This is a genomic window from Geodermatophilus sp. DF01-2, from assembly GCF_004571065.1.
In the GTDB taxonomy this organism is placed as follows: Bacteria; Actinomycetota; Actinomycetes; order Mycobacteriales; family Geodermatophilaceae; genus Geodermatophilus.
Genome location: NZ_SPQN01000055.1, coordinates 1 through 20874 on the forward strand (window position 1 = coordinate 1; position 20874 = coordinate 20874).

Sequence of the window (20874 nt, forward strand, 5' to 3'; positions counted from 1 at the left end):
CCGGGCGCGGAGGGCGGACGACGGCGTCGCGCACCGGTGCAGCGGCGCGGGGCGGACGCCCCGCCGGCAAGGCCGCCCGCACGAAGAGGCAGCGCCGCCGGCGCCGGCTGAAGGCCCTCGTCGGCACCCTGGCCGGCCTCTTCGTGCTGCTCGGGGTGTTCGTGGGAGTGGTCTACGCGACCACCGAGGTCCCCGACCCGAGCTCGGTGCAGAACGCCCAGACGACGGTCGTCTACTACTCCGACGGCACCACCGAGATGGCCCGGCTGGGTGCCGAGAACCGCACCAACGTGCCCCTCGCCGAGGTCTCGGAACCGGCGCAGGAGGCCGTCCTCGCCGCCGAGAACCGCAACTTCTACTCCGACCCCGGCATCTCCTTCACCGGTATCGCCCGGGCCGCCTGGAACAACCTGACCGGCGGCGAGACGCAGGGTGGCTCGACGATCACCCAGCAGTACGTCAAGAACGCCTTCCTGACGTCGGAGCAGACGTACAGCCGGAAGTTCAAGGAGCTCTTCCTCGCCGTCAAGCTGGACAACCAGTACGAGAAGGACGAGATCTTCGAGAACTATCTGAACACGATCTACTTCGGCCGCGGCGCGTACGGCATCGAGGCCGCTGCCAACACCTACTTCGGGGTGTCGGCCGCCGAGCTGACCCCCCAGCAGGGCGCGGTGCTGGCCGTCCTCATCCGCAGCCCCTCCAACAACGACCCGGCCGTGGACCCGGAGGGCGCAGAGGAGAGCTGGGGCCTGGTGCTCGACGCGATGGTCGAGGAGGGGTGGCTGAGCCCCGAGGAGCGCGAGGCCTCGGTCTACCCGCCGGTGCTGCCGCGCACCGACTCCACCCTCGGCATCCCCAGCGGCCCGGAAGGCTTCGCCGTCCAGCGGGCCATCGCGGAGCTGGAGGCCAAGGGCTACGACGAGCAGCAGATCCGGGCCGGCGGCCTGCGGATCACCACCACGGTGGACAAGCGGTACCAGGACGCCGCGGTCGCCGCCGTCGACGAGGTGATGGAGGGCGAGCCGGAGAACCTGCGGGAGGCGCTCGTGGCCATCGACCCGCGGACCGGCGCGGTGCGCGCCTACTACGGCGGGCCGGTCTCCACCGGGGAGGGCGCGATCGACTACGCCCAGGCCCAGCGTCAGCCCGGCTCGTCGGTGAAGCCCTACGTGCTGGCGACCGCGCTGGAGGAGGGCATCAGCGTCAACGCCCGGCGCGACGGCTCCTCGCCGCAGGAGTTCCCCGACCGCCCGGGCCTGCCGGTGAGCAACGCGAGCGACGCTTCCTGCGCGGCCTGCACGCTGATGGAGGCCATGACGCGGTCGCTGAACACCACCTACTACGGGCTGGCCTACGAGGTCGGTGCCGAGCGGGTGCGGCAGAACATCCTCGAGGCGACGGGGCTGCCCGAGACCTGGGCCGGCGGCCCGCTCGAGGGCAACACCGTCCTGGCCGATCCCGAGACGGGGGCCACCGGTGCCTCGATCGGCATCGGGCAGTACGAGATGCGCCCGATCGACCAGGCGCACGGCTTCGCCACCCTCGCCAGCGGCGGCGTCGAGCACGAGCCGTTCTTCGTGGCCCGGGTGACCGACAGCGAGGGCGCGGTCCTGCTCGAGTACGACGGTGACGCCGGCGACCAGGTGTTCTCCTCGGACGTCGCCAGCGACGTCACCTACGCGATGACCGACGTCGCCGACCACTCGCGGCGCTCGCTCGACGGTGGCCGCGAGGTGGCCAGCAAGACCGGCACCCAGGGCCTCAACGACGAGGACAACTCCGACGCCTGGATGGTGGGCTTCACGCCGTCCATCTCCACCGCGGTGTGGATGGGCACCGACCGCCTCGAGCCCATCGAGAACTCCGACGGCCGGATCATCTACGGCTCGGGCCTGCCCGGTGCCATCTGGCAGGAGTTCATGGACACCGTGCTGGAGGGGACGCCGGAGGAGGACCTGCCCGACCGGGCGATCATCCGCGGGGACACGGGCAAGGGGGTGCCCGCGCCGGCGCCGCGGACCCGAGAGCCCAGCCCGGTCACCAACCAGCCGACCCGGCCGTCGAACGACGACGTCAGCCGCGACGAGGAGGACGAGGAGGAGGCGCCGGTCGTCCAGGAGCCGGTGGTCCAGGAGCCGGTGCCGCCGGCACCTCCCCCTCCCGTCGCGCCGCCGGACGGTGAGACCACCGACGGCGACGGCGGCACCGACGACAACACCGGCGGTGGGAACGGCGACGGTACTGCCCCGGAGACCTCCGACCCCGGCACCGCCGGCGGCCAGGAGGTCCAACCCGACGACACCGAGGAGCAGCCGACCCGCTGACCCTCAGCGGGCAGACTGACCGCATGAGCACGATCCCGACGGGCCCGTCCGCACCAGCGGACGGGCCCGCGTGGTCCGTGCCAGCGTCCGTGCCAGCGCCCGAGCGGCCGGATCGCGTCGTCCCCACCTGGTCGGACCCCGTGGCGGCGCAGGCGAGCGAGGCGGTGGGCGGCCCGTGGGGCCGGCACGCCGTCGTCGGCCGCGCCGTGTTCTGGACGCCGCTGCGGGTGTGCCTGCTGTTCACCACGACGGTGCTCGCGCTGGCCTGGCTCAAGCAGGCTCCCTGTGCCGACGGCAACTGGGCCGGTTCACTGCAGTACACCCACCTCTGCTACTCCGACCCGGTGCCGCTCTTCGGTGTCTACGGGCAGGGCGAAGGCGCGCTGCCCTACCTCGACGCGCGCGTGGAGTACCCGGTGCTCACCGGCGCCGTGATGGCGCTCGCCGCCGTCCTGTCCGGCTGGTACGACGGGCTGGCGGATGCGGTCGGGCTGCTGCCGGCGGTTCCGCCCGTGCAGAGCTACACCATGGTGACGGCGCTGCTGATGTCGCTGTGCGCGCTCGTGGTGACGCGGGCGGTGCTGCCGCTGACCGGCCGGCGGCCGTGGGACACCGCGATGGTGGCGCTGTCCCCGGTGCTGTTCGTGCACGCCTTCACCAACTGGGACCTGCTGGCCGTCGCCCTCACCACGCTCGGTATGTGGGCGTGGGCTCGGGAGCGCCCGGTGCTCGCGGGGGTGCTGCTCGGGCTGGGCGTGGCCGCCAAGCTCTATCCGGTGCTCGTGCTGGGCGCGCTGTTCCTGCTCTGCCTGCGTGCCGGGGCGCTGCGGGTGTGGCTGCGGGCGGCCGGGGCGGCGGTCGTCGCCTGGCTGGTGGTCAACCTGCCGGTGGCCCTCGTGGCGCCGGAGAACTGGAGCTGGTTCTTCGCCTTCAGCCGGCAGCGGCCGGCCAACCCGGAGTCGATCTGGAACATCCTGCTGACGGCCGCAGGGAACGGGGTCCTGGGCGGGCCGCTCGCGCAGGGCGAGACGCCGTCGGTGCTCAATGCGGTCGTGGCGGTGCTGCTGGCCGCGCTGGCCGCCGGGGTGGGTTGGCTGGTGCTCACCGCCCCGGTGCGGCCGCGGGTGGCACAGGTGGCCTTCCTGCTGGTGGCCGGCTTTCTGCTGCTCAACAAGGTCTACAGCCCGCAGTACGCGCTGTGGCTGCTGCCGCTGGCGGTGCTGGCCCGGCCGCGGTGGCGCTCGCTGCTGGTCTGGCAGGCCACCGAGGCCCTGGTGTGGGTCACGACGATGCTCTACTACCTCGGTACGGACAACCGGGGCATCGAGGTGGAGTGGTTCTTCCTCGCCGTCCTGGTGCGCGACGCCGTGCTGGTGGCGCTCGTGGTGCTCGTCGTCCGGGAGGTCCGGCGGCCGGACGACGACGTCGTCCGCACCAGCTGGCCCGGCGTCGACGACCCGGTCGGAGGCGTCCTCGACCATGCCAGGGACCGGAGGGTGTGGGCCCGTCGCGGGGGCCGGAGGCTCCCCGACGGGGACACGGGGAGCGACGCGGTGCAGGTCGGGACGGCACCTGGCCGCGGTGTCGCCCGGTAGGGCGACGGTGTCACGGCGTCGTTCCTCGCGGCCCACTCGTCACGACAAGGCACGCCGCAGCATCTCGATCTCCTCGGCGTGGCTGGCGGTGTCGCCGGGGGTCTCCAGGACGATCGGGCAGTCCGCCGCCCGTGCCACCTCGATCAGCAGCTCGGCCGGGATCTCGCCGTCGGTGAGCGGCGCGTGGCGGTCGCGGCTGGAGCCGTGCGGGTCCCGGCTGTTGTTCAGGTGCACCAGGTCGATGCGGCCGGTGATCGCGCGGACGTCGTCCACCGCGGTCGCCAGGTCCCAGCCGGCCGCCCACGCGTGGCAGCTGTCGAGCACGAAGCCGGCGCCGAACTCGCCGACGGCGTCCCACAGCCGCGCGAGCGCGTCGAGGTCGCGGGCCATGGCGTTGCCGCCGCCGGCGGTGTTCTCGATGAGCAGCGGGACGGGGAAGCCGCCGTCCTCGGCCTGCCGGCCGAAGGTCTTGCGCCAGTTGTCGACGCCGGCGGCCGGGTCGTCCCTGGCCAGCACGTGACCGCCGTGCACGACCAAGCCCACCGCCCCGACGGCGGCGGCGGCCCTGGCGTGTGCGGCGAGCAGCTTGCGGCTGGGGATGCGGATGCGGTTGTTCGTCGTCGCCACGTTGAGCACGTACGGCGCGTGGACGACGACGGTCACGTCGCTGGCCAGCAGGTCGGCGGCGTCCGGGCGCGGCGTGGGCGCGGTCCAGCCCTGCGGGTCGGCGAGGAAGACCTGCACCCCGTCGGCGTCCATCTCCGCGGCGCGGGCGAGCGGGCCGCCGGCGTCGGGCTCGTCGTCCTCGGTCAGGCCGGGTCCGATGTGTACGCCGATCGGGTGAGCTGGCACCCCGCGACCCTAGAAGGACTGTCCTCCTCGCCGCTCACGGGCTCGCGGCGAGCCTCTGGACGGGGCCAGCCCGGGACGGGTCGCCGTCGCTCCCTGTGGACGGCGGCGGCCCGCGCTGCCGGCGCTGGTACCCTGGCCGGAGCGCGTTCCACCGGTGGCTGTCACCGGGTGGGGCGCGCGACGCGTGTACGACCCTCCTGCTGCAGAACGACTGCAGCCGCCGAGACCAGAGGAGGTGGGGTTCTCCGTGCGTCGCTACGAACTGATGGTCATCCTCGACCCCGACCTGGAGGAGCGCACCATCGCTCCCTCCCTCGACCGGTTCCTCACCGTCGTCACCAACGCCGGCGGCACCGTGAAGACCGAGATCTGGGGCCGCCGCCGGCTGGCCTACGAGATCGACAAGCAGGCCGAGGGCATCTACGCCGTCGTCGACATCCAGGCCACCCCGGCCGCGGTGGCCGAGCTCGACCGGCAGCTGAACCTCAACGAGTCGGTCCTGCGCACGAAGCTGATCCGGCCCGAGGTCCACTGACCATGGCCGGCGAGACCGTCATCACCGTCATCGGCAACCTCACGTCGGACCCGGAGCTGCGCTTCACGCCCTCCGGCGCCGCGGTCGCCAACTTCACCGTGGCCTCCACCCCCCGGACCTTCGACCGACAGTCGCAGGAGTGGAAGGACGGCGAGGCGCTCTTCCTGCGCTGCAACGTGTGGCGGCAGGCGGCGGAGAACGTCGCCGAGTCACTGACCCGCGGGTCGCGGGTGATCGTCTCCGGCCGACTCAAGCAGCGATCGTTCGAGACCAAGGAAGGCGAGAAGCGCACCGTCGTCGAGCTCGAGGTCGACGAGATCGGCCCGTCGCTCCGCTACGCCACCGCGAAGGTCACCAAGGCCTCCCGCGGTGAGGGCGGCGGTGGCGGCTTCGGCGGCGGTGGCGGTGGCGGCTTCGGTGGTGGCGGCGGGTCCAGCGACCCGTGGTCGACCCCGGCCCCGTCGTCCGACGAACCGCCCTTCTGAAAGTAGAAGGACCCTCTCGCCCCCCACACCTCGCTCCGCTCGGCGCGGGCCCCTGCGAGAGGGCCGTTCCATCACCTCACCTGCTCGGTGCGGGCCCCTGCGAGGGGGCCGTTCCAGCCCCTCACTCTCTGGAGAACTTCGGTGGCCAAGCCCCCCGTTCGCAAGCCCAAGAAGAAGGTCTGCCAGTTCTGCAAGGACAAGGCGACCTACATCGACTACAAGGACACGACCCTGCTGCGGAAGTTCATCTCCGACCGCGGCAAGATCCGTGCCCGCCGCGTCAGCGGCAACTGCAGCCAGCACCAGCGGGACGTCGCCACGGCCGTCAAGAACAGCCGTGAGATGGCCCTGCTGCCCTACACCTCGACGGCGCGCTGAACATGAGCACCCAGAAGCTGATCCTGACGCAGGAGGTCACCGGTCTCGGGTCCTCCGGTGACACGGTGGAGGTCAAGGGCGGGTACGCCCGCAACTACCTCCTGCCCCGCGGCCTGGCCATCAAGGCCACCCGCGGTGCCGAGAAGCAGGTCGAGTCGCTGCGCCGGGCGCGTGCCGCACGTGAGGTGCGCTCGCTCGAGGAGGCGCAGGCGGTGGCCGGGCGCCTGGCGGGCCTGACGGTCCGCGTGCCGGCGCGCGCCGGGGAGGGTGGCCGGCTGTTCGGCCGCATCACCACCGCCGACGTCGTCAACGCGGTGACCGCCGCCGGCGGCCCCGCGCTCGACCGGCGCCGGGTGGAGCTGCCCAGCAGCATCAAGACCACCGGCCAGCACACCGTGACCGTGCGGGTGCACCCCGAGGTGACCACCCAGCTGGCCATCGAGGTCGTCCCCGGCTGACGAAGGACCCGTTCTCGAGCCCTTCGTAGCAGGACCCGTCCCCCATCCCCTGACGGGCGAGGGTTGCCCTGGACGGCGCCGCGCCAGGAGGGGGCCTACCGCCCGCGAGGGGCGCCGGACTTCGGTCCGGCGCCCCTCGCGGCGTGTTGCGGACCGGAGCAGCGCGAGCGTGACCCCTGGGACTCCTGCGCCCGCCCCTGCGACACGCCGAGGACGACACCCGGATTCCTCCCAGATTTCTCCCGTCCACATCCCGTGGGTGGACTCTGCGCTGGTCAGCCGAGGGATACGGGGGACGGCGCCCCGGCGTCCCCCGCTGTCTCCACATGTCGACACGTCTGTGTCCACCGACTTGTCCACAAGTTGTGCAGAAGCACGTGCACACCGGTGTTGGACTGGTCCGTCCGCGCTTCCTAACGTCCTCCTCGCTCCCGCCGGTGCAGAACTGTCGGTTCCCTGCGGTAGCAATGACCCGAACACACGTTCGAGTCAGGTGTGCAGCGTTCTGGTGCTTCCCCCACCAGGTCCCGGCCGTCGCGCCGGGGCCTGTGCGCGGGTGCGCCGTGAGTGGATGGAGGACCCACCGTGGCGGTGGCCGACGAGTTCAGCCGACCGTCCCCGACGGCGCCGGAGTACGACCGGCAGCCGCCGCAGGACGTCGCGGCGGAGCAGTCGGTGCTCGGCGGCATGCTGCTGAGCAAGGACGCGATCGCCGACGTCGTCGAGGTGCTGCACGGCAACGACTTCTACCGGCCGGCGCACCAGGTGATCTTCGACTGCATCCTCGACCTCTACGGGCGAGGCGAGCCGGCCGACGCGATCACCGTCGCGGCCGAGCTCAACCGCACCGACCAGCTGTCGAAGATGGGCGGCGCGGTCTACCTGCACACCCTCATCCAGTCCACGCCCACGGCGGCCAACGCCGGCTATTACGCCGCGATCGTCGCCGAGCAGGCGGTCCTGCGCCGGCTGGTCGAGGCCGGCACCCGCGTGGTGCAGCTCGGCTACGGCGCGGCCGGCGGGCGGGGCGACGTCGACGACATCGTCGACCGCGCCCAGCAGGAGATCTACGACGTCACCGAGAAGCGCATGAGCGAGGACTACGCGCGCCTCGAGGACGTCCTGCAGCCGACGATGGACGAGCTCGATGCCATCGCCTCCCGCGGCGGCACCGCCCGCGGTGTCCCCACCGGGATCCGCGACCTCGACGAGCTCACCAACGGCCTGCAGGCCGGCCAGATGGTTGTCATCGCGGCGCGTCCGGGTGTCGGCAAGGCCCTGGCGCTCGACACACTCATCGCCACCCCCACCGGGTGGACGACGATGGGCGAGGTCGCCGTCGGTGACCGGGTGATGGGCTCGGACGGCCGGCCGACGACGGTCGTGGCCGCCACCGAGGTGATGACCGGCCGGCCCTGCTACGAGGTCCACTTCTCCGACGGCTCGGTGATCGTCGCCGACGCCCAGCACCAGTGGCTGACCGAGGACATGATCGGCCGCGCGGCCCCGGCCGCGGTCCGGACGACCGAGGAGATCGCACGAACCGTGCGCGCCGAGGGCAGCGGCAGCCCGTCGCACGCGGTGTCGACGGCTGCGCCGCTGGTCCTGTCGGAGGCGCGGCTCGCGCTGCCGCCGTACGCCGTCGGCGTGGAGCTCGGCGCCCCGTCCGCGGCCGAGCGCGCCGAGCTGGATCCGGAGATCGCCATGTACGTCCACGGCGAGGCTGCCGGGCGGCCGGACGCATCGGCGCTGACGGCGGTCGGCCGTGCCGCGAGGATCCCGGCCGAGTACCTCCGGGCGTCGATCGCCCAGCGTCGCGCCCTGCTCGCCGGTCTGCTCGACGCCGGTGGCACCGTGTCCGATTCCGGTGCCGTGCAGTTCGTCGTCCCTGATCCCGACCTGCGCAGTGACGTGCGCGAACTGATCGGGAGCCTGGGCCACCGCGTCCAGGACGTCGACGACGAGGCACTGGCCTTCGTCACCGACGAGGAGGTCTTCTGGCTGCAGCGCAAGAAGCTCGCCCACAAGGAGCAGGCCACCGACGGCCCCCGTGGGCGCGACGTCCGCTTCATCACTGACGTGCGCGCGATCGCCAGCGTGCCGGTGCGGTGCATCCAGGTCGACGCCGAGGACCACCTGTTCCTGGCCGGGCGGAGCTTCATCCCCACCCACAACTCGACGTTGGGCCTGGACATCGCTCGGTCGGCGACGGTGAAGCACCAGCTGGCCACCTGCATCTTTTCGCTCGAGATGAGCAAGCACGAGATCACCATGCGGCTGCTGTCGGCCGAGGCGAAGGTGCCGCTGCACCACATGCGCGCCGGCACGCTGTCGGACGAGGACTGGTCGAAGCTGGCCCGCCGGATGGGCGAGATCGCCGACGCGCCGCTCTACATCGACGACTCGCCGAACATGACGATGATGGAGATCCGGGCCAAGGCGCGGCGGCTCAAGCAGCGCAACGACCTCAAGCTGGTGGTCATCGACTATCTGCAGCTCATGACGTCGGGCAAGCGCGTGGAGAGCCGGCAGCAGGAGGTCTCGGAGTTCTCCCGGGCGCTCAAGCTCCTGGCCAAGGAACTCGAGGTCCCGGTCATCGCGATGTCGCAGCTGAATCGTGGTTCGGAGCAACGTCAGGACAAGAAGCCCATGCTTTCAGACCTTCGCGAATCGGGCTCGATCGAACAAGATGCGGATATGGTCATGATGATCCACCGAGAAGACATGTACGAAAAAGAGTCGCCGCGCGCGGGCGAGGCGGACATCATGTTGGTGAAGCACCGGAATGGGCCTACGGCGAATGTCACGGTCGCATTCCAAGGCCATTACAGCCGCTTCGTGGACATGGCCAACTGACCGTGGCCACCGGGCTGGCCGATGACGACCTGCGGGATGTCGTGCAACGCGAGGCGTCGGCGAGCGGGAGTCGTTGCGCAGCTCGGTGTGGGTCCGGGACCCGGCGGCCGGCTGGCTGCTGTTGCGCCACCAAGGCACGCCGCGGCCCTGAGCAGGTTCGCAGCCTCGCTGCTCGATGCCGGTTTCACGTGGATCAGGCTGCCCGCCGACTCGATCCGATCTCGGGACGGACGGGCCGCAGGTCGGACGAGATGGCGATCAGGCCACCACGTCGGCCGCGGGCTGCGCGGTCGACCGGACACTCTCGAGCACGGCGACGAGTGAGGTGATGTCGGCGTCGGTGAACAGCGAGGTCGGCCCCTGGGGGGCCAGCCCGGTGAACGGCGACTCCCACAGCAACCCCGGGTCCATGGCCCCGTGGGCGGTGAGTTCTGCCACGACCAGCTGCACGAAGTCGAGCTGGCTCGCGGTCAGGATCCGGCCCGCGACGAAGGTGTTCAGCGCAGCGGTGGCGGCGTCCCGCTCGAGTCCGACCAGGCCGCGGATAAACAGGCCCAGCCCCTCCGCCTGCGTTCGGGCCTTCTCCAGGTCCTCCGCGGTCGCCACCCCGGCATCGGTGAGCATGCGTTCCAGCTCGGTGAGGTCCGTCGGGGTGAGCGGCAGGTTGCGCCGCAGCTTCTGCAGCGCCACATGGCTCTCGTTGGCCCGGAGGTACGCCCTCGCCTTGGCGCGAAAGCGCTCGAAGTCGTCGCGCACCGGGACGCCGACGAGTGGGATCTCCGTCGCCTCGCCGATCTGGTCGGCGAAGTCGGTGTAGACGATGGTGCGTCGCGCCTTGTCGATGAGCTGGACCAGGCTCCGTACCCGACGCCGGACGAGCTCCAGCAGCGGCAGGGTCACATCCGTCCACCACTCGTCGCCGGCGACGTCGTCCAGCAGCTCCAGCTGCTCCCGCACGGCCGGGATCTGCGTCTGCTCCAGCAGCGCCGTCGCGATCTGCTGGACGTGGCCTCGCAGGCGGTCGAACGCCGGATCGCCGTCGACGGCGGCGAGCTGCAGCCTCAGCACGAGGACGTCGAAGCGCTTGGCCTGCTCGTCGTCCTCGGAGACCGTGCTCGGGAGCCCGGCCAGCTGCTCGGTGACCTCGTGCGCCGTACTCGCGTCGAGCTCCTGCCATGCCTCGGGGCGGGAGTACCGCTCCACCATCTGCCGATGCGGGCGCACGATGACGTTCTCGACGCTCATGCCGCCCACCCGCTCGGTCAGCAGCAGCGAGAGGTCCCGCCGCAGGCCGGCCTCGCTCGCCGTGCCGTCGTCCTTCGTGGCCTGCTCGGACACCCTGCCGTGCAGGCGCGTGAGGAGCTCGACCCGCGCCGCGAACAGGCGCTCCATGAGTGACGGGGTCACCGGGCCGGCCGGCGGGACGACCTGCTGGTCGAAGTACTCGATGTTCTGGCAGAAGTCGAACAGGTAGAAGTCGGCCTTGTGCTGGCCGGGCCCGTAGAGGTCGGGCCGCAGGCGCGTCCCACGGCCGATCATCTGCCAGTACTTGGACTTGGACCGGACGGGCTTGAAGAAGACGAGGTTGACCACGTCGGGGACGTCGATCCCGGTGTCGAGCATGTCGACCGAGATGGCGATGTGCGGGGCCTTGCCCGGGGTGGAGAAGGCGTCGATCAGGGTCTGCGCGTACGTCGTCCGGTAGGTGACGACCTGCGCGAACTCGCCGTTGTACTGCGGGTACTGCGCGTCGAACCGCTGCTTGATGAAGTGTGCGTGGTCGTTGTTCTTGGCGAAGACGATGGCCTTCCCGAGCCGGTCGCCGCCGGCCACCCGGTGGCCCTGCGTCATGAGGGTGGCGAGCACCTTGTCCACGGTGTCGGCATTGAACAGCCAGCTGTTCAGAGCCGCGGCCTCGACCGCGTCGGGGGTCGGGCCGTCGTCGTCCCACTCGGTGAGGTCCCAGGCCTCCTTCTCCTCCTCGGGCAGGTCGTCGTAGCGGATGCCCTGGCGCAGGAAGCGCAGCGGTACCGACACCGCCCGTGGCGGCACGAGGAAGCCCTCTCCCACGGCGTCGTCGAGGTCGTAGTGGTCGGTGGGGACGCCGTCCTCGAGGGAGAACAGCCGGTAGGTGTTCCGGTCGACCTCGTCCTTGGGCGTGGCCGTGAGCCCGACCAGCAGCCCGTCGAAGTGCTCGAAGATCGTCTTGTACTTCCGGTAGATCGACCGGTGCGCCTCGTCGACGACGACGAGGTCGAAATGGCCGGGGCCGAAGCGGCGGCGGCCCTCGTCGTCCACCTCGTTGATCAGCCCCGTCATCGTCGGGTAGGTGGAGACGTAGACCCGCCCGTCCGTGGCGCGGTCGGTGACCAGGTTGACGGTCGTCGCGGCCGGCAGGTGTGCCTTGAAGGCGTTGACGGTCTGGTTCACCAGGGCCACACGATCCGCGAGGAAGAGGATCCGCTTGGCCCAGTTGGCCCTCATCAGCAGGTCGGTCAGCGCGATGACCGTGCGAGTCTTGCCCGCGCCGGTGGCCATGACGACGAGGGCCTGCCGCTGGCGGTCGACCTCGAAGGTCTCGGCGATCCGCCGGATGGCGCGGACCTGGTAGTGGCGCTCGACGATGCGGTCGTCGACCACGGTGTCGGCCAGCGAGCGCCGCGTGGCCCGTCGTGCCACGAGAAGGGCGAGCTCGTCGCGGGTGTAGAAGCCCTGCACGGGGCGAGGAGGCGCCGAGACGTCGGCCCACATCCAGTGCTCGTAGCCGTTGGTGTAGTAGATGACCGGACGGGTGCCGAACTCGGCCTCGAGGCGGTCGGCGTAGAGCCTGGCCTGCTGCTGGCCGGCGGCCGGGTTCATCCGTGTCCGCTTGGCCTCCACCAGCCCGAGTGGTCGGCCGTCGTCGCTCCACAGGACGTAGTCGACGTAGCCGGCGCCCTCCGCGTTCGGCATGCCGGTGACCCGGTACTCGCGGTCGCGCTCCTGGTCGAGCGGCCAGCCGGCCTCGCGGAGCAGCAGGTCGATGAACAGGTCGCGGGTCGTGGCCTCGTCGTAGTCGTGCTCGACCGGTGCGGCCGCGTTGGCCGCGGTCGCGGCGGCGACGGCGGCCCGCAGCTCGGTGATCTCCCGTTCGAGGTCGGCGCTGCGCTCCCGCTCCCGCGCGAGCTCGGCGTCCTGGGCCGCGTACCGCTCGGCCTGCGCCCGGAGTTCCTGCTGGCGCTGCAGGCGCACGCTGGCAGGCGCCGGGCGGGGGATGAGGGCGTCGTCGAACGCCAGGTGGCCGGGACGGTCCGACGGCCGACGGCTGTACCGGTCGGCGAGCCAGTAGAGGACGTGGAAAAGCTCGCGGACGACGGGCAGCGAGTCCCCCGGCGTCACTGGCTTGCTGCGGTGGACGGCGGCATTGCCCTGCCGCCGCAGGACGTCCATCTTCGTGTGCACCGCCGGGCCGACGAGGGTGCGCAGGGTCGGCTCGAACAGCAGCGCGGAGAGGTCGTCCTTGTACGGGCGGCGGAGGGCGCCCTCGGCGTCGTAGAGCCAGTGGACGGCGAGTTCCAGGCCGCGCCGGGCGTAGAAGCAGGCGGCGCGCGGGTCGCCGAAGGTGTTGTGCTCGGCCCGCGCGGCTTCCTCCGCGAGCTGCGGCCATTCCGCCCGCAGGAAGGCGAAGTTGCTCGCCACCCGGCCCTCCCCCCGTACGGCGTCATACACCGAGACGACACCGTAACGCTCAGTCGCGCCTGCAACCTCACTCCTGGGAGGAATCCCAATCGGAAGGATATAAGGTGGGTTCGCGTATATACACCCACGGCAGGAGGTGGCGGTGGCCAAGACGGTGATCGATCTCGACGAAGAGGCCCTGCGCCTTGCGATGGCTCGCTACGGCACGAGGGTCAAGAAGGAGGCAGTCAACCGTGCGCTGAGGGAGGCGGCCGGCCGCCAGCAGGAGGAGACGGACGACCTCGCGGACTGGTTCCAGGAGGTCGGTAAGCGCCTGGCCGAGGTGGATCCACGCACCACGGCCTGGCGTCGGTGACCTTTCTGCTGGACACCTCCGCATGGGTCCTGGCCGAGCGGAATCGTGCAGTGGCGGATCGCCTCGCGCAGGAGGCGCGCACCGGCTCGCTGGGCCTGGCCACGATCACCGCGCTCGAGGTGCTCTACACCGCACGCAACGCGGACGAGTACCGCTCGATCCTGGAGCGGATGAGACGACTGGGTTGGTACGACCTGAGTGACCAACGGGCTGCGATCGAGGTCCAGCACCGGCTGGCGCTACGCGGCCAGCACCGTACCTCGCTGCCGGACGTCATCGTGGCAGCGACCGCGGCGGAGCATCGGTTGACCATCCTGCACTACGACAGCGACTACGAGCGGCTGGCCGAGGTCACCGGTGCCGCCCACGAGTGGGTGGCTCCGCGCGGCGCGGGCCATCGTCCCTAGCATCCCTGGGCTCCGCGGCCGCGAATGCCCATCCGGCTCGGTATGCTGACATACGTGAAGCGCACGACGGTGAAGATCCCGGAGGCGGTCGACGCCCGGCTCCGGCACGAGGCCGCGCGCCGCGGAACGACCATCTCGGAGATCACCCGGGAGGCGCTGGAGGCCTACCTCGATGTGGCGTCCGGCCGTCGGCGACTGGGCGCGGCCGGGGCGGGGCGCGGCGGCCGGGACGACGTCTCCGAGCGGATCGAGGAGATCCTGGCGGCGGAGGTCGACCGATAGGGCCGCTGATCGTCGACGCCGGTCCGCTGTACGCCTACGTCGACGCCGACGACCGCCACCACGCCGCTTGCCTGGAGCTGCTGGAGACCTATCCCGGCCCCCTCGTCGTCCCCACCCTCGTCATCACCGAGGTCGCCTACCTCCTGGCGACCCGCCTCGGACCCGAGCCGGAGGTCCGCTTCCTCGGGGACCTGGCCGGCGGTTCCTTCGTCGTCGAGCCGGTCGCAGCCGGGGACTGGTTGCGCATCGCCACCCTCGTCGCGCGGTATCGAGACCTTCCCCTGGGCACCGTCGACGCATCTGTCGTGGCAGCGGCCGAGCGGCTGGGTGCCCAGGAGGTCGCTACGGTCGACCGTCGTCATTTCGGCGTCGTCCGACCGGAGCACGTGCCGGCCTTCACCCTGCTGCCCTGACCGTTCGCGGGCGGGACGGCCCGGGCAGTGCTACTCGAAGAAGTCCTCGTCGATCTCGACCAGGCGATAGGTGTGCCGGGTCTGCACCCCGACGCCGTACTGGATCATCAGCCGAGCGAGCCGGTCCCCGTCGATGAGGATGACGCGGGGGTTGATCGTCGCCGCGTACTCGGCCGCGTGCTGGCTGAAGCGGCTCGTCGTGATGAAGATGCCGCGGCTGGCGTGCCGGCCCTGCAGGGCGCCGACGAAGGCCTGGATCGTCTCCCGGCCGACGACGTTGTCCTCGGCGTACCGCTTGGCCTGCACGTACACGCGGTCGAGGCCGAGGGCGTCCTGGTCGATGACCCCGTCGACCCCACCGTCGCCGGAGCCGCCCAGGCGACGGACCTGCTTCTCCGCCCCGCCGTAGCCCATCGCCACCAGCAGGTCCAGGACGGCCTGCTCGAGGAACGCCGGCTCCTGCCCGCGCAGCCGGTCCAGCAGTTGGACGGCGACGTCATCCTCGATCCGCTGGACGCCGTCCTCGATCTGCTCGACGGGGTCGAGGGCCTCGGTGGTGTCGACCGGGGCAGCCGCGACGGCGGTGGGCCGGGCTCGCCCCTTCGGGAAGAGCACCCGGTTGGTGAGGCCCTCCGGGTGCTGCTGCAGCAGCGCGCGACCGCGCTCGGCGATGACGTACTGCCCCTTGCGTGGGCGCTCGATCGCAGCTGACCGGGCCAACCCGGACAGGGCCCAGCCGATCCGGTTGTCCGCCTTGGGCTGACCGGACTCCAGCAGCTCGGCGCGCTGCTCCTCGGTCAGCCCGACGTGCTCGGCGACGAGCTGGGACATCTCCCGCCGCCCTCGCACCTGACCGTCCGAGAGGACCTGCAGAACGGGGACGAGGAATCCCTCCCAGACCGGCATCTCCCCCGGCACGGTCACAACTTCCCCTGGAACGCGCGGTGTTGCAGGCCCGCCGCGAGCATGTCCAGCTGCGGAGTCCGAGCAACCAGCATATTTTGCTGCTCGGTCGCGCGGTTGAGGCGCCGTACGAATTCCTGCTGAAGCGATAGAGGCGGCAACTCGATGGGCAGACCGGCCAACCGGCCTTTCGAGATGTTGACCATGGATGCGGCTGAGCCTCCTGACAGCTGCTGCATCTGGCGGCGCTTCATCGGAGTGCTGATCAACCGCTGCAGGTATGCGGACAGTACCGGCGCCTCCTTATCGATGCGGAGGCGGAAAATCAGGTCAGGCAGGAGCATCCGTGGTGGCGTTGACTCAACCAGGGCGCTCGCTCCAACCAGTTCCGGGGTGTTCTTCCGGGTGATCAGTACGTCGCCGACTCTTACCTGGTGCTCCGTGCGCGGGACCACCGAAGCGGGCAGAGTCTTGTTTTCGTCGGCTCGGTAGGCACCCGACGTGACGGCACTCAGTTTCAGGACGCCCCACTCGTCGGGGCCGGCCGGACGGTCCAGGCAGACGGGACTTTGCCCGCTCTCGATGGTCGCCAGAAGATCGCCTAAGTCAACGCGGTGCCACCTACGGGGATTGACGACAGGGTCACCGAACATGTCGAGAAAGATTGACCGCGCCAGATCGTCGAGGAGGGTGGTGGACCGGAGGCGCTTTGAGCGTAGTTCCTCGGCGCGGTCCAGGACGTCCGCGATTCGCCGCTGCTCGCCAGAAGGCGGTAGCGGTGTGGGCAGGCTGGCGAGAGCATCGCGCCCGAGGTGGTGGATGCCGACGCCTCGGGACCGTTCCGCGAACCCTCCGGTGCTCGCCATGTGGCGGAAGTAGTGCAGCAGGAATCGCGACAAGACCTTGCGGGGCCGGACGCGGAGAAGCGTGTTCTGGAACGCGCAGTCGCCGATTTCCCCCTGCCAGAGCGCGGGCTTACCCACTTCACTACGGCTCCCGGACGCCTCGTTGAGCAGCAGGTCGCCGGGTTCGAGACGGTAGGTATCCAGCTCGGCGGCTGTGAAATTCATCGTCTTCACGTCAGCGAGTCGCAGTCCGTCCCAACTCACGTTGGCCGCACGCAGGTAGGGGCGCATGTCGTCGCCGCTGTGGTTCTTCGGTGAACGCTGGCGGCCGAGGCGGACTTCTGCGACTTCGTCGAGGCGGACGACCGGCCAAGCGCTCACGCGAGCATCGCCTTGAGATCGGCGAGGCCCTGAGCGATCTCCGTCTCCAGCTGCTCCAGCTCGGCGATGATCTCCAGCGGCGGCCGGTACTCGACCTCCTCGTGCACGACCTCCTTGTAGCGGTTCAGCGAGAGGTCGTAGCCAGCGGCGACGACGTCGGCCTTGGGCACGCAGAAGCTCTGCTCCGTCCGCTCCCGCTTCTTCTCGTCGCCGTCCCGCTCGAACCACCGGGCCAGCGCGTCCGGCAGGTTGTTCCTCGCGTGCTCGCCGTCCGCCAGCGGCGATGCAGGCCGCGGTCCGAGCTTCTCGGCGTCCAGCAGCGGCGCGCGCTTGTCGTCCAGCGACCAGCCGTCGGCGGTCACCTCGTAGAACCAGACGTCCTCGGTGCCGCCGACGCCGGTCTTGGTGAACAGCAGGATGGCCGTCGAGACCCCGGCGTAGGGCTTGAACACCCCGCTGGGCAGCTTCACGACGCCGTCGAGCTTGTGGTCCTCGACCAGCGTCCGGCGCAGCTCCTTGTGCGCCTTCGTCGACCCGAACAGCACGCCGTCCGGCACGATGACCGCCGCCCGGCCGCCGACCTTCAGCAGCCGGAGGAACAGCGCCAGGAACAGCAGCTCGGTCTTCTTGGTCTTCACGACCTGCTGGAGGTCGCGAGCCACCGACTCGTAGTCGAGGGAGCCGGCGAACGGCGGGTTGGCCAGGATCAGCGAGTACAGCTCCGCTTCGTCGCTCGCGCCGTCCGACAGCGAGTCGCGGTAGCGGATGTCGGGCTGCTCGACCCCGTGCAGCAGCATGTTCATGCTGCCGATTCGCAGCATCGTGGAGTCGAAGTCGTACCCGTGGAACATGCTCTCGTTGAAGTGCCGGTTCTGCTCCCGGTCGACGAGGGCCTCGGGGTGGCGGTCGCGCACGTACTCACCCGCGGCCACGAGGAAGCCGGCGGTGCCGCAGGCCGGATCGCAGATCTCGTCCCTCGGCGCCGGGGCGGCCATCTCGACCATCAGCTGGATGACGTGCCGCGGCGTCCGGAACTGACCGTTGTGCCCCGAGGTCGCGATCTTCGACAGCATGTACTCGTAGAGGTCGCCGTTGGTGTCGCGGTTGTCCATCGGGACCTTGTCCAGCATGTCCACGACCCGCGACAGCAGCGCCGGCGTCGGGATGGTGAAGCGGGCGTCCTTCATGTGCTGCGAGTAGGTCGACCCCTCGCCGAGCGTCCGCAGGAACCGGAAGACGCCGTTGCTGACGACCTCGTACATCTCACCGGGCTCGAGGTTCTTGAACCGGGACCAGCGCAGCAGCTCGCCGCCGTCCTCGGGGAAGACCTGCCGCTCCACCGGTCGCCTCAGCAGCCGGGCCCGGTCGTCCTCGCGCGACTGGATGTCGTCCAGGCGCCGGACGAACAGCAGGTAGGTGATCTGCTCGATGACCTCGAGCGGGTTGGCGATGCCACCCGACCAGAAGGCGTCCCACACACGGTCGATCTGGTTGCGCAGCGAGCCCGTCAGCACTGAGCGAGGTTAACCACCGAGTCATCGGCGCCTGGCGTCCGACACCGGCACGACCAACGCGCACCGGGGCGGTGTTCCACGTGGAGCACGGCGCCGTCGAGCAGTACTGAACGGCAGAGGCCCAGAACCGTAGTGGTTCTGGGCCTCAGCCGTTCCACGGTGCGCGGGTGGAGCGGCAGCCGGTCAGGCGGCGGCGGCCGCCCGGGTCAGCCGGACGCCCGCGGTCAGCTTCCGCTGGAGCGTGCGGCGGACCTTGGGGCCGCCGGTGGTCATCTTGTAGAGCACCGCCAGCTGGGGCAGCAGGTTGCGGCCGTTGGTCAGCTCCAGCCAACCGTTGGGCAGCGAGAGCCGGATGATCTTGTGCCAGGCGGAGCCGACCTGCTGGGGCAGCGGTGCGGTGTGGTAGTTCAGGCCGTAGCGGTCGAACAGGTCGCGGATCTTCGGCGCGATCTCGGCGTACCGGTTGCTCGGCAGGTCCGGGAACAGGTGGTGCTCGATCTGGTGCGAGAGGTTCCCGGTCATGATGTGCATGGCCTTGGAGCCGGAGATGTTGGCCGAGCCGAGCATCTGGCGCAGGTACCACTCGCCGCGGGTCTCGCCGTCGATCGACTTCTTCTCGAAGGTCTCGACGCCCTCGGGGAAGTGCCCGCAGAGGATCACCGAGTTCGACCACAGGTTGCGGACGATGTTGGCGGTGAAGTTGGCCGCGAGGGTCGAGAGGAAGTTCGGCCCCGACAGCAGCGGGTGGACGACGTAGTCCTTGCGCACCTGCCGGCCGATCTTGCGCAGCACCGCCTTGGCGCGCGCCCGGAACTCGGGGTCCCCGGTCTGCTTCTTGGCGATGACCGCGCCCAGCTCCAGGTCGTAGGCGGCGATGCCGTACTCGAAGAAGCAGGCGTTGACGAAGCTCCACAGCGGCTGACCGAGGTGGAACGGCTGCCACGGCTGGTCCTCGTCGACGCGCATGATGCCGTAGCCGAGGTCGTTGTCCTTGCCGATCACGTTCGTGTACGTGTGGTGCAGCTCGTTGTGCGAGTGCTTCCACTGCTCGGCGGGGCTGGCCATGTCCCACTCCCACGTCGTGGAGTGGATCTTCGGGTCCCGCATCCAGTCCCACTGGCCGTGCAGGATGTTGTGCCCGATCTCCATGTTCTCGAGGATCTTGGCGACCGACAGGCCGATGGTTCCGACGATCCACGCGGGCGCGAAGCCGGAGGCCAGCAGGACGGCGCGGCTGCCCAGCTCGATCTTGCGGTGGACGTCGATGACGCGGCGGATGTAGCGCGCGTCGGCCTCGCCCCGGCTGTCGACGACGCCCTGCCGGATCTCGTCGAGCTCCTTGCCGATGAGCTCGATGTCCTCCGGCGTGAGGTGGGCGATCGGGTTGACGTCCTTCTTCTGCAGCGCGGTCATGCCGGGCTCCCTGTTCTCGGGGGTCAGTGGTCGATGGCGCAGGCACCGGCGGCGGCGCTCACGCAGGTCTGGATCAGGACGCCGTCGCCCGGCGCGGCCGTGGTGACCTCGCCGTTGCGGAGGTCCCGGACGGCGCCCTCGCGGAGCGGCAGCACGCAGCCGTAGCAGATGCCCATGCGGCAGCCGCTGGGCATGAGGACGCCGGCGTCCTCGGCGGCGTCGAGGATCGGGGTGGCCCCGTCGGCCTCGATGCTCGTGCCGTTCTCGGTGAAGGTCACCGTGCCGCCCTCGCCGGCGACGAGGACGGTGGGCCGGAAGCGCTCGGTGAACAGCCGGTCGGCGATGCCGGCGGCGCTCCAGTGCTCTTCCAGGGCCTCGAGCATGCCGACCGGCCCGCACGCCCAGGTGGCGCGCTCGGCGAGGTCGGGGACCAGCTCGGCGATGGCGGCGGCGTCCAGCATCCCGGCGGTGTCGGTGTGCTGCTCGACCAGCCGAATCCGGCCGGCGGCGGCCAGCTCCCGCAGGTCCGTGCCGAAGACGACGTCGTCCGCCGTCGGGGCCGAGTGCACCACGACGACGTCGGCGAGCTCGCCGTGGTTGCGCAGGATGCCGATGACCGGGGTGATGCCGGAGCCGGCGGTGACGAACAGGACCTTGGCCGGCGCCTGCGACGGCAGCACGAACTCGCCGGTGGCCTGGTCGAGGTGCACCAGCGTGCCCGGCTGCGTCCGGTGCACCAGGTGGTTGCTCACCTTGCCGCCGGGGATGGCCTTGACGGTGATGGCGATGCAGCCGTCCGGCCGGTCCAGGTGGGAGGTCAGCGAGTAGGCCCGCCACATGCGGACGCCGTCGACGTCGATGCCGATGCGCACCCACTGGCCGGGCACGTGGCGCTGCCAGTCGGCGCCCGGGCGGATGACCAGCGTGGCGGCGTCCCGGGTCTCCCGGTGCACGGCGACGATGCGGCCGCGCAGGTCGGCGCCCGCGCGCAGCGGGCTGACCATGTCCAGGTAGTCGGCGGGCAGCAGCGGGGTCGTGGCGAGTTCGGCGAGGCGCATCACCCGGTTGCGCAGCCCGCTCAGAGCCGGCCGGGCCGCAGGAAAGCGCGGAGCGGTCGCTGTCATACCTCTGATGGTTCCCAGCTCTGCGCGCAATCACCTGTGCTCTGGGCGTGAACGTGGCGCCGGATACTGTCCC

Annotated in this window: 18 protein-coding genes; 11 read left to right on the forward strand and 7 right to left on the reverse strand. The window is 70.6% G+C overall.

Annotated features, from left to right (window positions below):
• Positions 1–167: 167 nt before the first annotated feature.
• Both E4P41_RS14575 and E4P41_RS14580 read left to right on the forward strand, forming a co-directional pair.
• Positions 168–2327, forward strand: coding sequence for a transglycosylase domain-containing protein (locus E4P41_RS14575; protein WP_245177357.1), 2160 nt, complete (start codon positions 168–170; stop codon positions 2325–2327).
• Positions 2328–2467: 140 nt separating this feature from the next.
• Positions 2468–3922, forward strand: a complete 1455-nt coding sequence (locus E4P41_RS14580; RefSeq protein ID WP_245177355.1) for a glycosyltransferase 87 family protein — start codon at positions 2468–2470, stop codon at positions 3920–3922.
• A gap of 39 nt (positions 3923–3961) precedes the next feature.
• On the opposite strand, the gene E4P41_RS14585 is transcribed toward E4P41_RS14580, so the two are convergent.
• The gene (locus E4P41_RS14585) at positions 3962–4774 is read right to left on the reverse strand and encodes a deoxyribonuclease IV (RefSeq protein ID WP_135142003.1); all 813 of its coding nucleotides are present in this window, start codon (positions 4772–4774) and stop codon (positions 3962–3964) included.
• A gap of 247 nt (positions 4775–5021) precedes the next feature.
• Here E4P41_RS14585 and rpsF point away from each other — a divergent pair, with 247 nt between their 5' ends.
• The 5 genes from rpsF to dnaB all read left to right on the forward strand — a co-directional run bounded on the left by rpsF (position 5022) and on the right by dnaB (position 9486).
• Positions 5022–5309 (forward strand): 30S ribosomal protein S6, encoded by a 288-nt coding sequence (rpsF, locus tag E4P41_RS14590; protein WP_135142004.1) that lies wholly within the window; start codon positions 5022–5024, stop codon positions 5307–5309.
• A gap of 2 nt (positions 5310–5311) precedes the next feature.
• Positions 5312–5794, forward strand: a complete 483-nt coding sequence (locus E4P41_RS14595; RefSeq protein ID WP_135142005.1) for a single-stranded DNA-binding protein — start codon at positions 5312–5314, stop codon at positions 5792–5794.
• Positions 5795–5935: 141 nt separating this feature from the next.
• Positions 5936–6172, forward strand: a complete 237-nt coding sequence (gene rpsR, locus E4P41_RS14600; RefSeq protein ID WP_012951016.1) for a 30S ribosomal protein S18 — start codon at positions 5936–5938, stop codon at positions 6170–6172.
• Between the two features lie 2 nt (positions 6173–6174).
• Positions 6175–6630 carry a 50S ribosomal protein L9 gene (rplI, locus tag E4P41_RS14605; RefSeq protein WP_135142006.1) on the forward strand — a complete coding sequence of 152 codons (456 nt, stop codon included), beginning with the start codon at positions 6175–6177 and terminating at the stop codon, positions 6628–6630.
• A gap of 585 nt (positions 6631–7215) precedes the next feature.
• Positions 7216–9486: a replicative DNA helicase gene (gene dnaB / locus E4P41_RS14610; RefSeq protein ID WP_135142007.1), complete on the forward strand. Its 2271-nt coding sequence runs from the start codon at positions 7216–7218 to the stop codon at positions 9484–9486.
• A gap of 258 nt (positions 9487–9744) precedes the next feature.
• Here the strand turns inward: dnaB and E4P41_RS14620 are convergent, their stop codons facing one another.
• Positions 9745–13164, reverse strand: a complete 3420-nt coding sequence (locus tag E4P41_RS14620; protein ID WP_135142008.1) for a DEAD/DEAH box helicase family protein — start codon at positions 13162–13164, stop codon at positions 9745–9747.
• A 142-nt stretch (positions 13165–13306) separates the two neighbouring features.
• Here E4P41_RS14620 and E4P41_RS14625 point away from each other — a divergent pair, with 142 nt between their 5' ends.
• Genes E4P41_RS14625 through E4P41_RS23685 form a run of 4 tightly spaced genes read left to right on the forward strand, consistent with a single transcriptional unit; the run spans position 13307 to position 14621 of the window.
• Positions 13307–13519, forward strand: a complete 213-nt coding sequence (locus E4P41_RS14625) for a type II toxin-antitoxin system VapB family antitoxin (RefSeq protein WP_135142009.1) — start codon at positions 13307–13309, stop codon at positions 13517–13519.
• Positions 13516–13926, forward strand: a complete 411-nt coding sequence (locus tag E4P41_RS14630; RefSeq protein ID WP_167761096.1) for a PIN domain-containing protein — start codon at positions 13516–13518, stop codon at positions 13924–13926. The genes E4P41_RS14625 and E4P41_RS14630 overlap by 4 nt, the downstream gene beginning before the upstream one ends.
• A 54-nt stretch (positions 13927–13980) precedes the next feature.
• Positions 13981–14208: a CopG family transcriptional regulator gene (locus E4P41_RS14635; protein WP_209307724.1), complete on the forward strand. Its 228-nt coding sequence runs from the start codon at positions 13981–13983 to the stop codon at positions 14206–14208.
• Between the two features lie 8 nt (positions 14209–14216).
• Positions 14217–14621: a PIN domain-containing protein gene (locus E4P41_RS23685; RefSeq protein WP_280660736.1), complete on the forward strand. Its 405-nt coding sequence runs from the start codon at positions 14217–14219 to the stop codon at positions 14619–14621.
• A gap of 30 nt (positions 14622–14651) precedes the next feature.
• On the opposite strand, the gene E4P41_RS14645 is transcribed toward E4P41_RS23685, so the two are convergent.
• From E4P41_RS14645 to E4P41_RS14665, 5 genes are all read right to left on the reverse strand, one after another.
• Positions 14652–15545 carry a restriction endonuclease gene (locus E4P41_RS14645; RefSeq protein ID WP_209307725.1) on the reverse strand — a complete coding sequence of 298 codons (894 nt, stop codon included), beginning with the start codon at positions 15543–15545 and terminating at the stop codon, positions 14652–14654.
• The gene (locus E4P41_RS14650; protein WP_135142012.1) at positions 15542–16750 is read right to left on the reverse strand and encodes a restriction endonuclease subunit S; all 1209 of its coding nucleotides are present in this window, start codon (positions 16748–16750) and stop codon (positions 15542–15544) included. The genes E4P41_RS14645 and E4P41_RS14650 overlap by 4 nt, the downstream gene beginning before the upstream one ends.
• The gene (locus E4P41_RS14655; RefSeq protein ID WP_135142013.1) at positions 16747–18264 is read right to left on the reverse strand and encodes a class I SAM-dependent DNA methyltransferase; all 1518 of its coding nucleotides are present in this window, start codon (positions 18262–18264) and stop codon (positions 16747–16749) included. The genes E4P41_RS14650 and E4P41_RS14655 overlap by 4 nt, the downstream gene beginning before the upstream one ends.
• A 183-nt stretch (positions 18265–18447) precedes the next feature.
• Positions 18448–19677, reverse strand: a complete 1230-nt coding sequence (locus tag E4P41_RS14660; RefSeq protein WP_135142014.1) for an acyl-CoA desaturase — start codon at positions 19675–19677, stop codon at positions 18448–18450.
• Between the two features lie 23 nt (positions 19678–19700).
• Entirely contained in the window at positions 19701–20801 is a 1101-nt protein-coding gene (locus E4P41_RS14665) for a ferredoxin reductase (protein ID WP_135142015.1), read from the reverse strand.
• Positions 20802–20874: the final 73 nt, after the last annotated feature.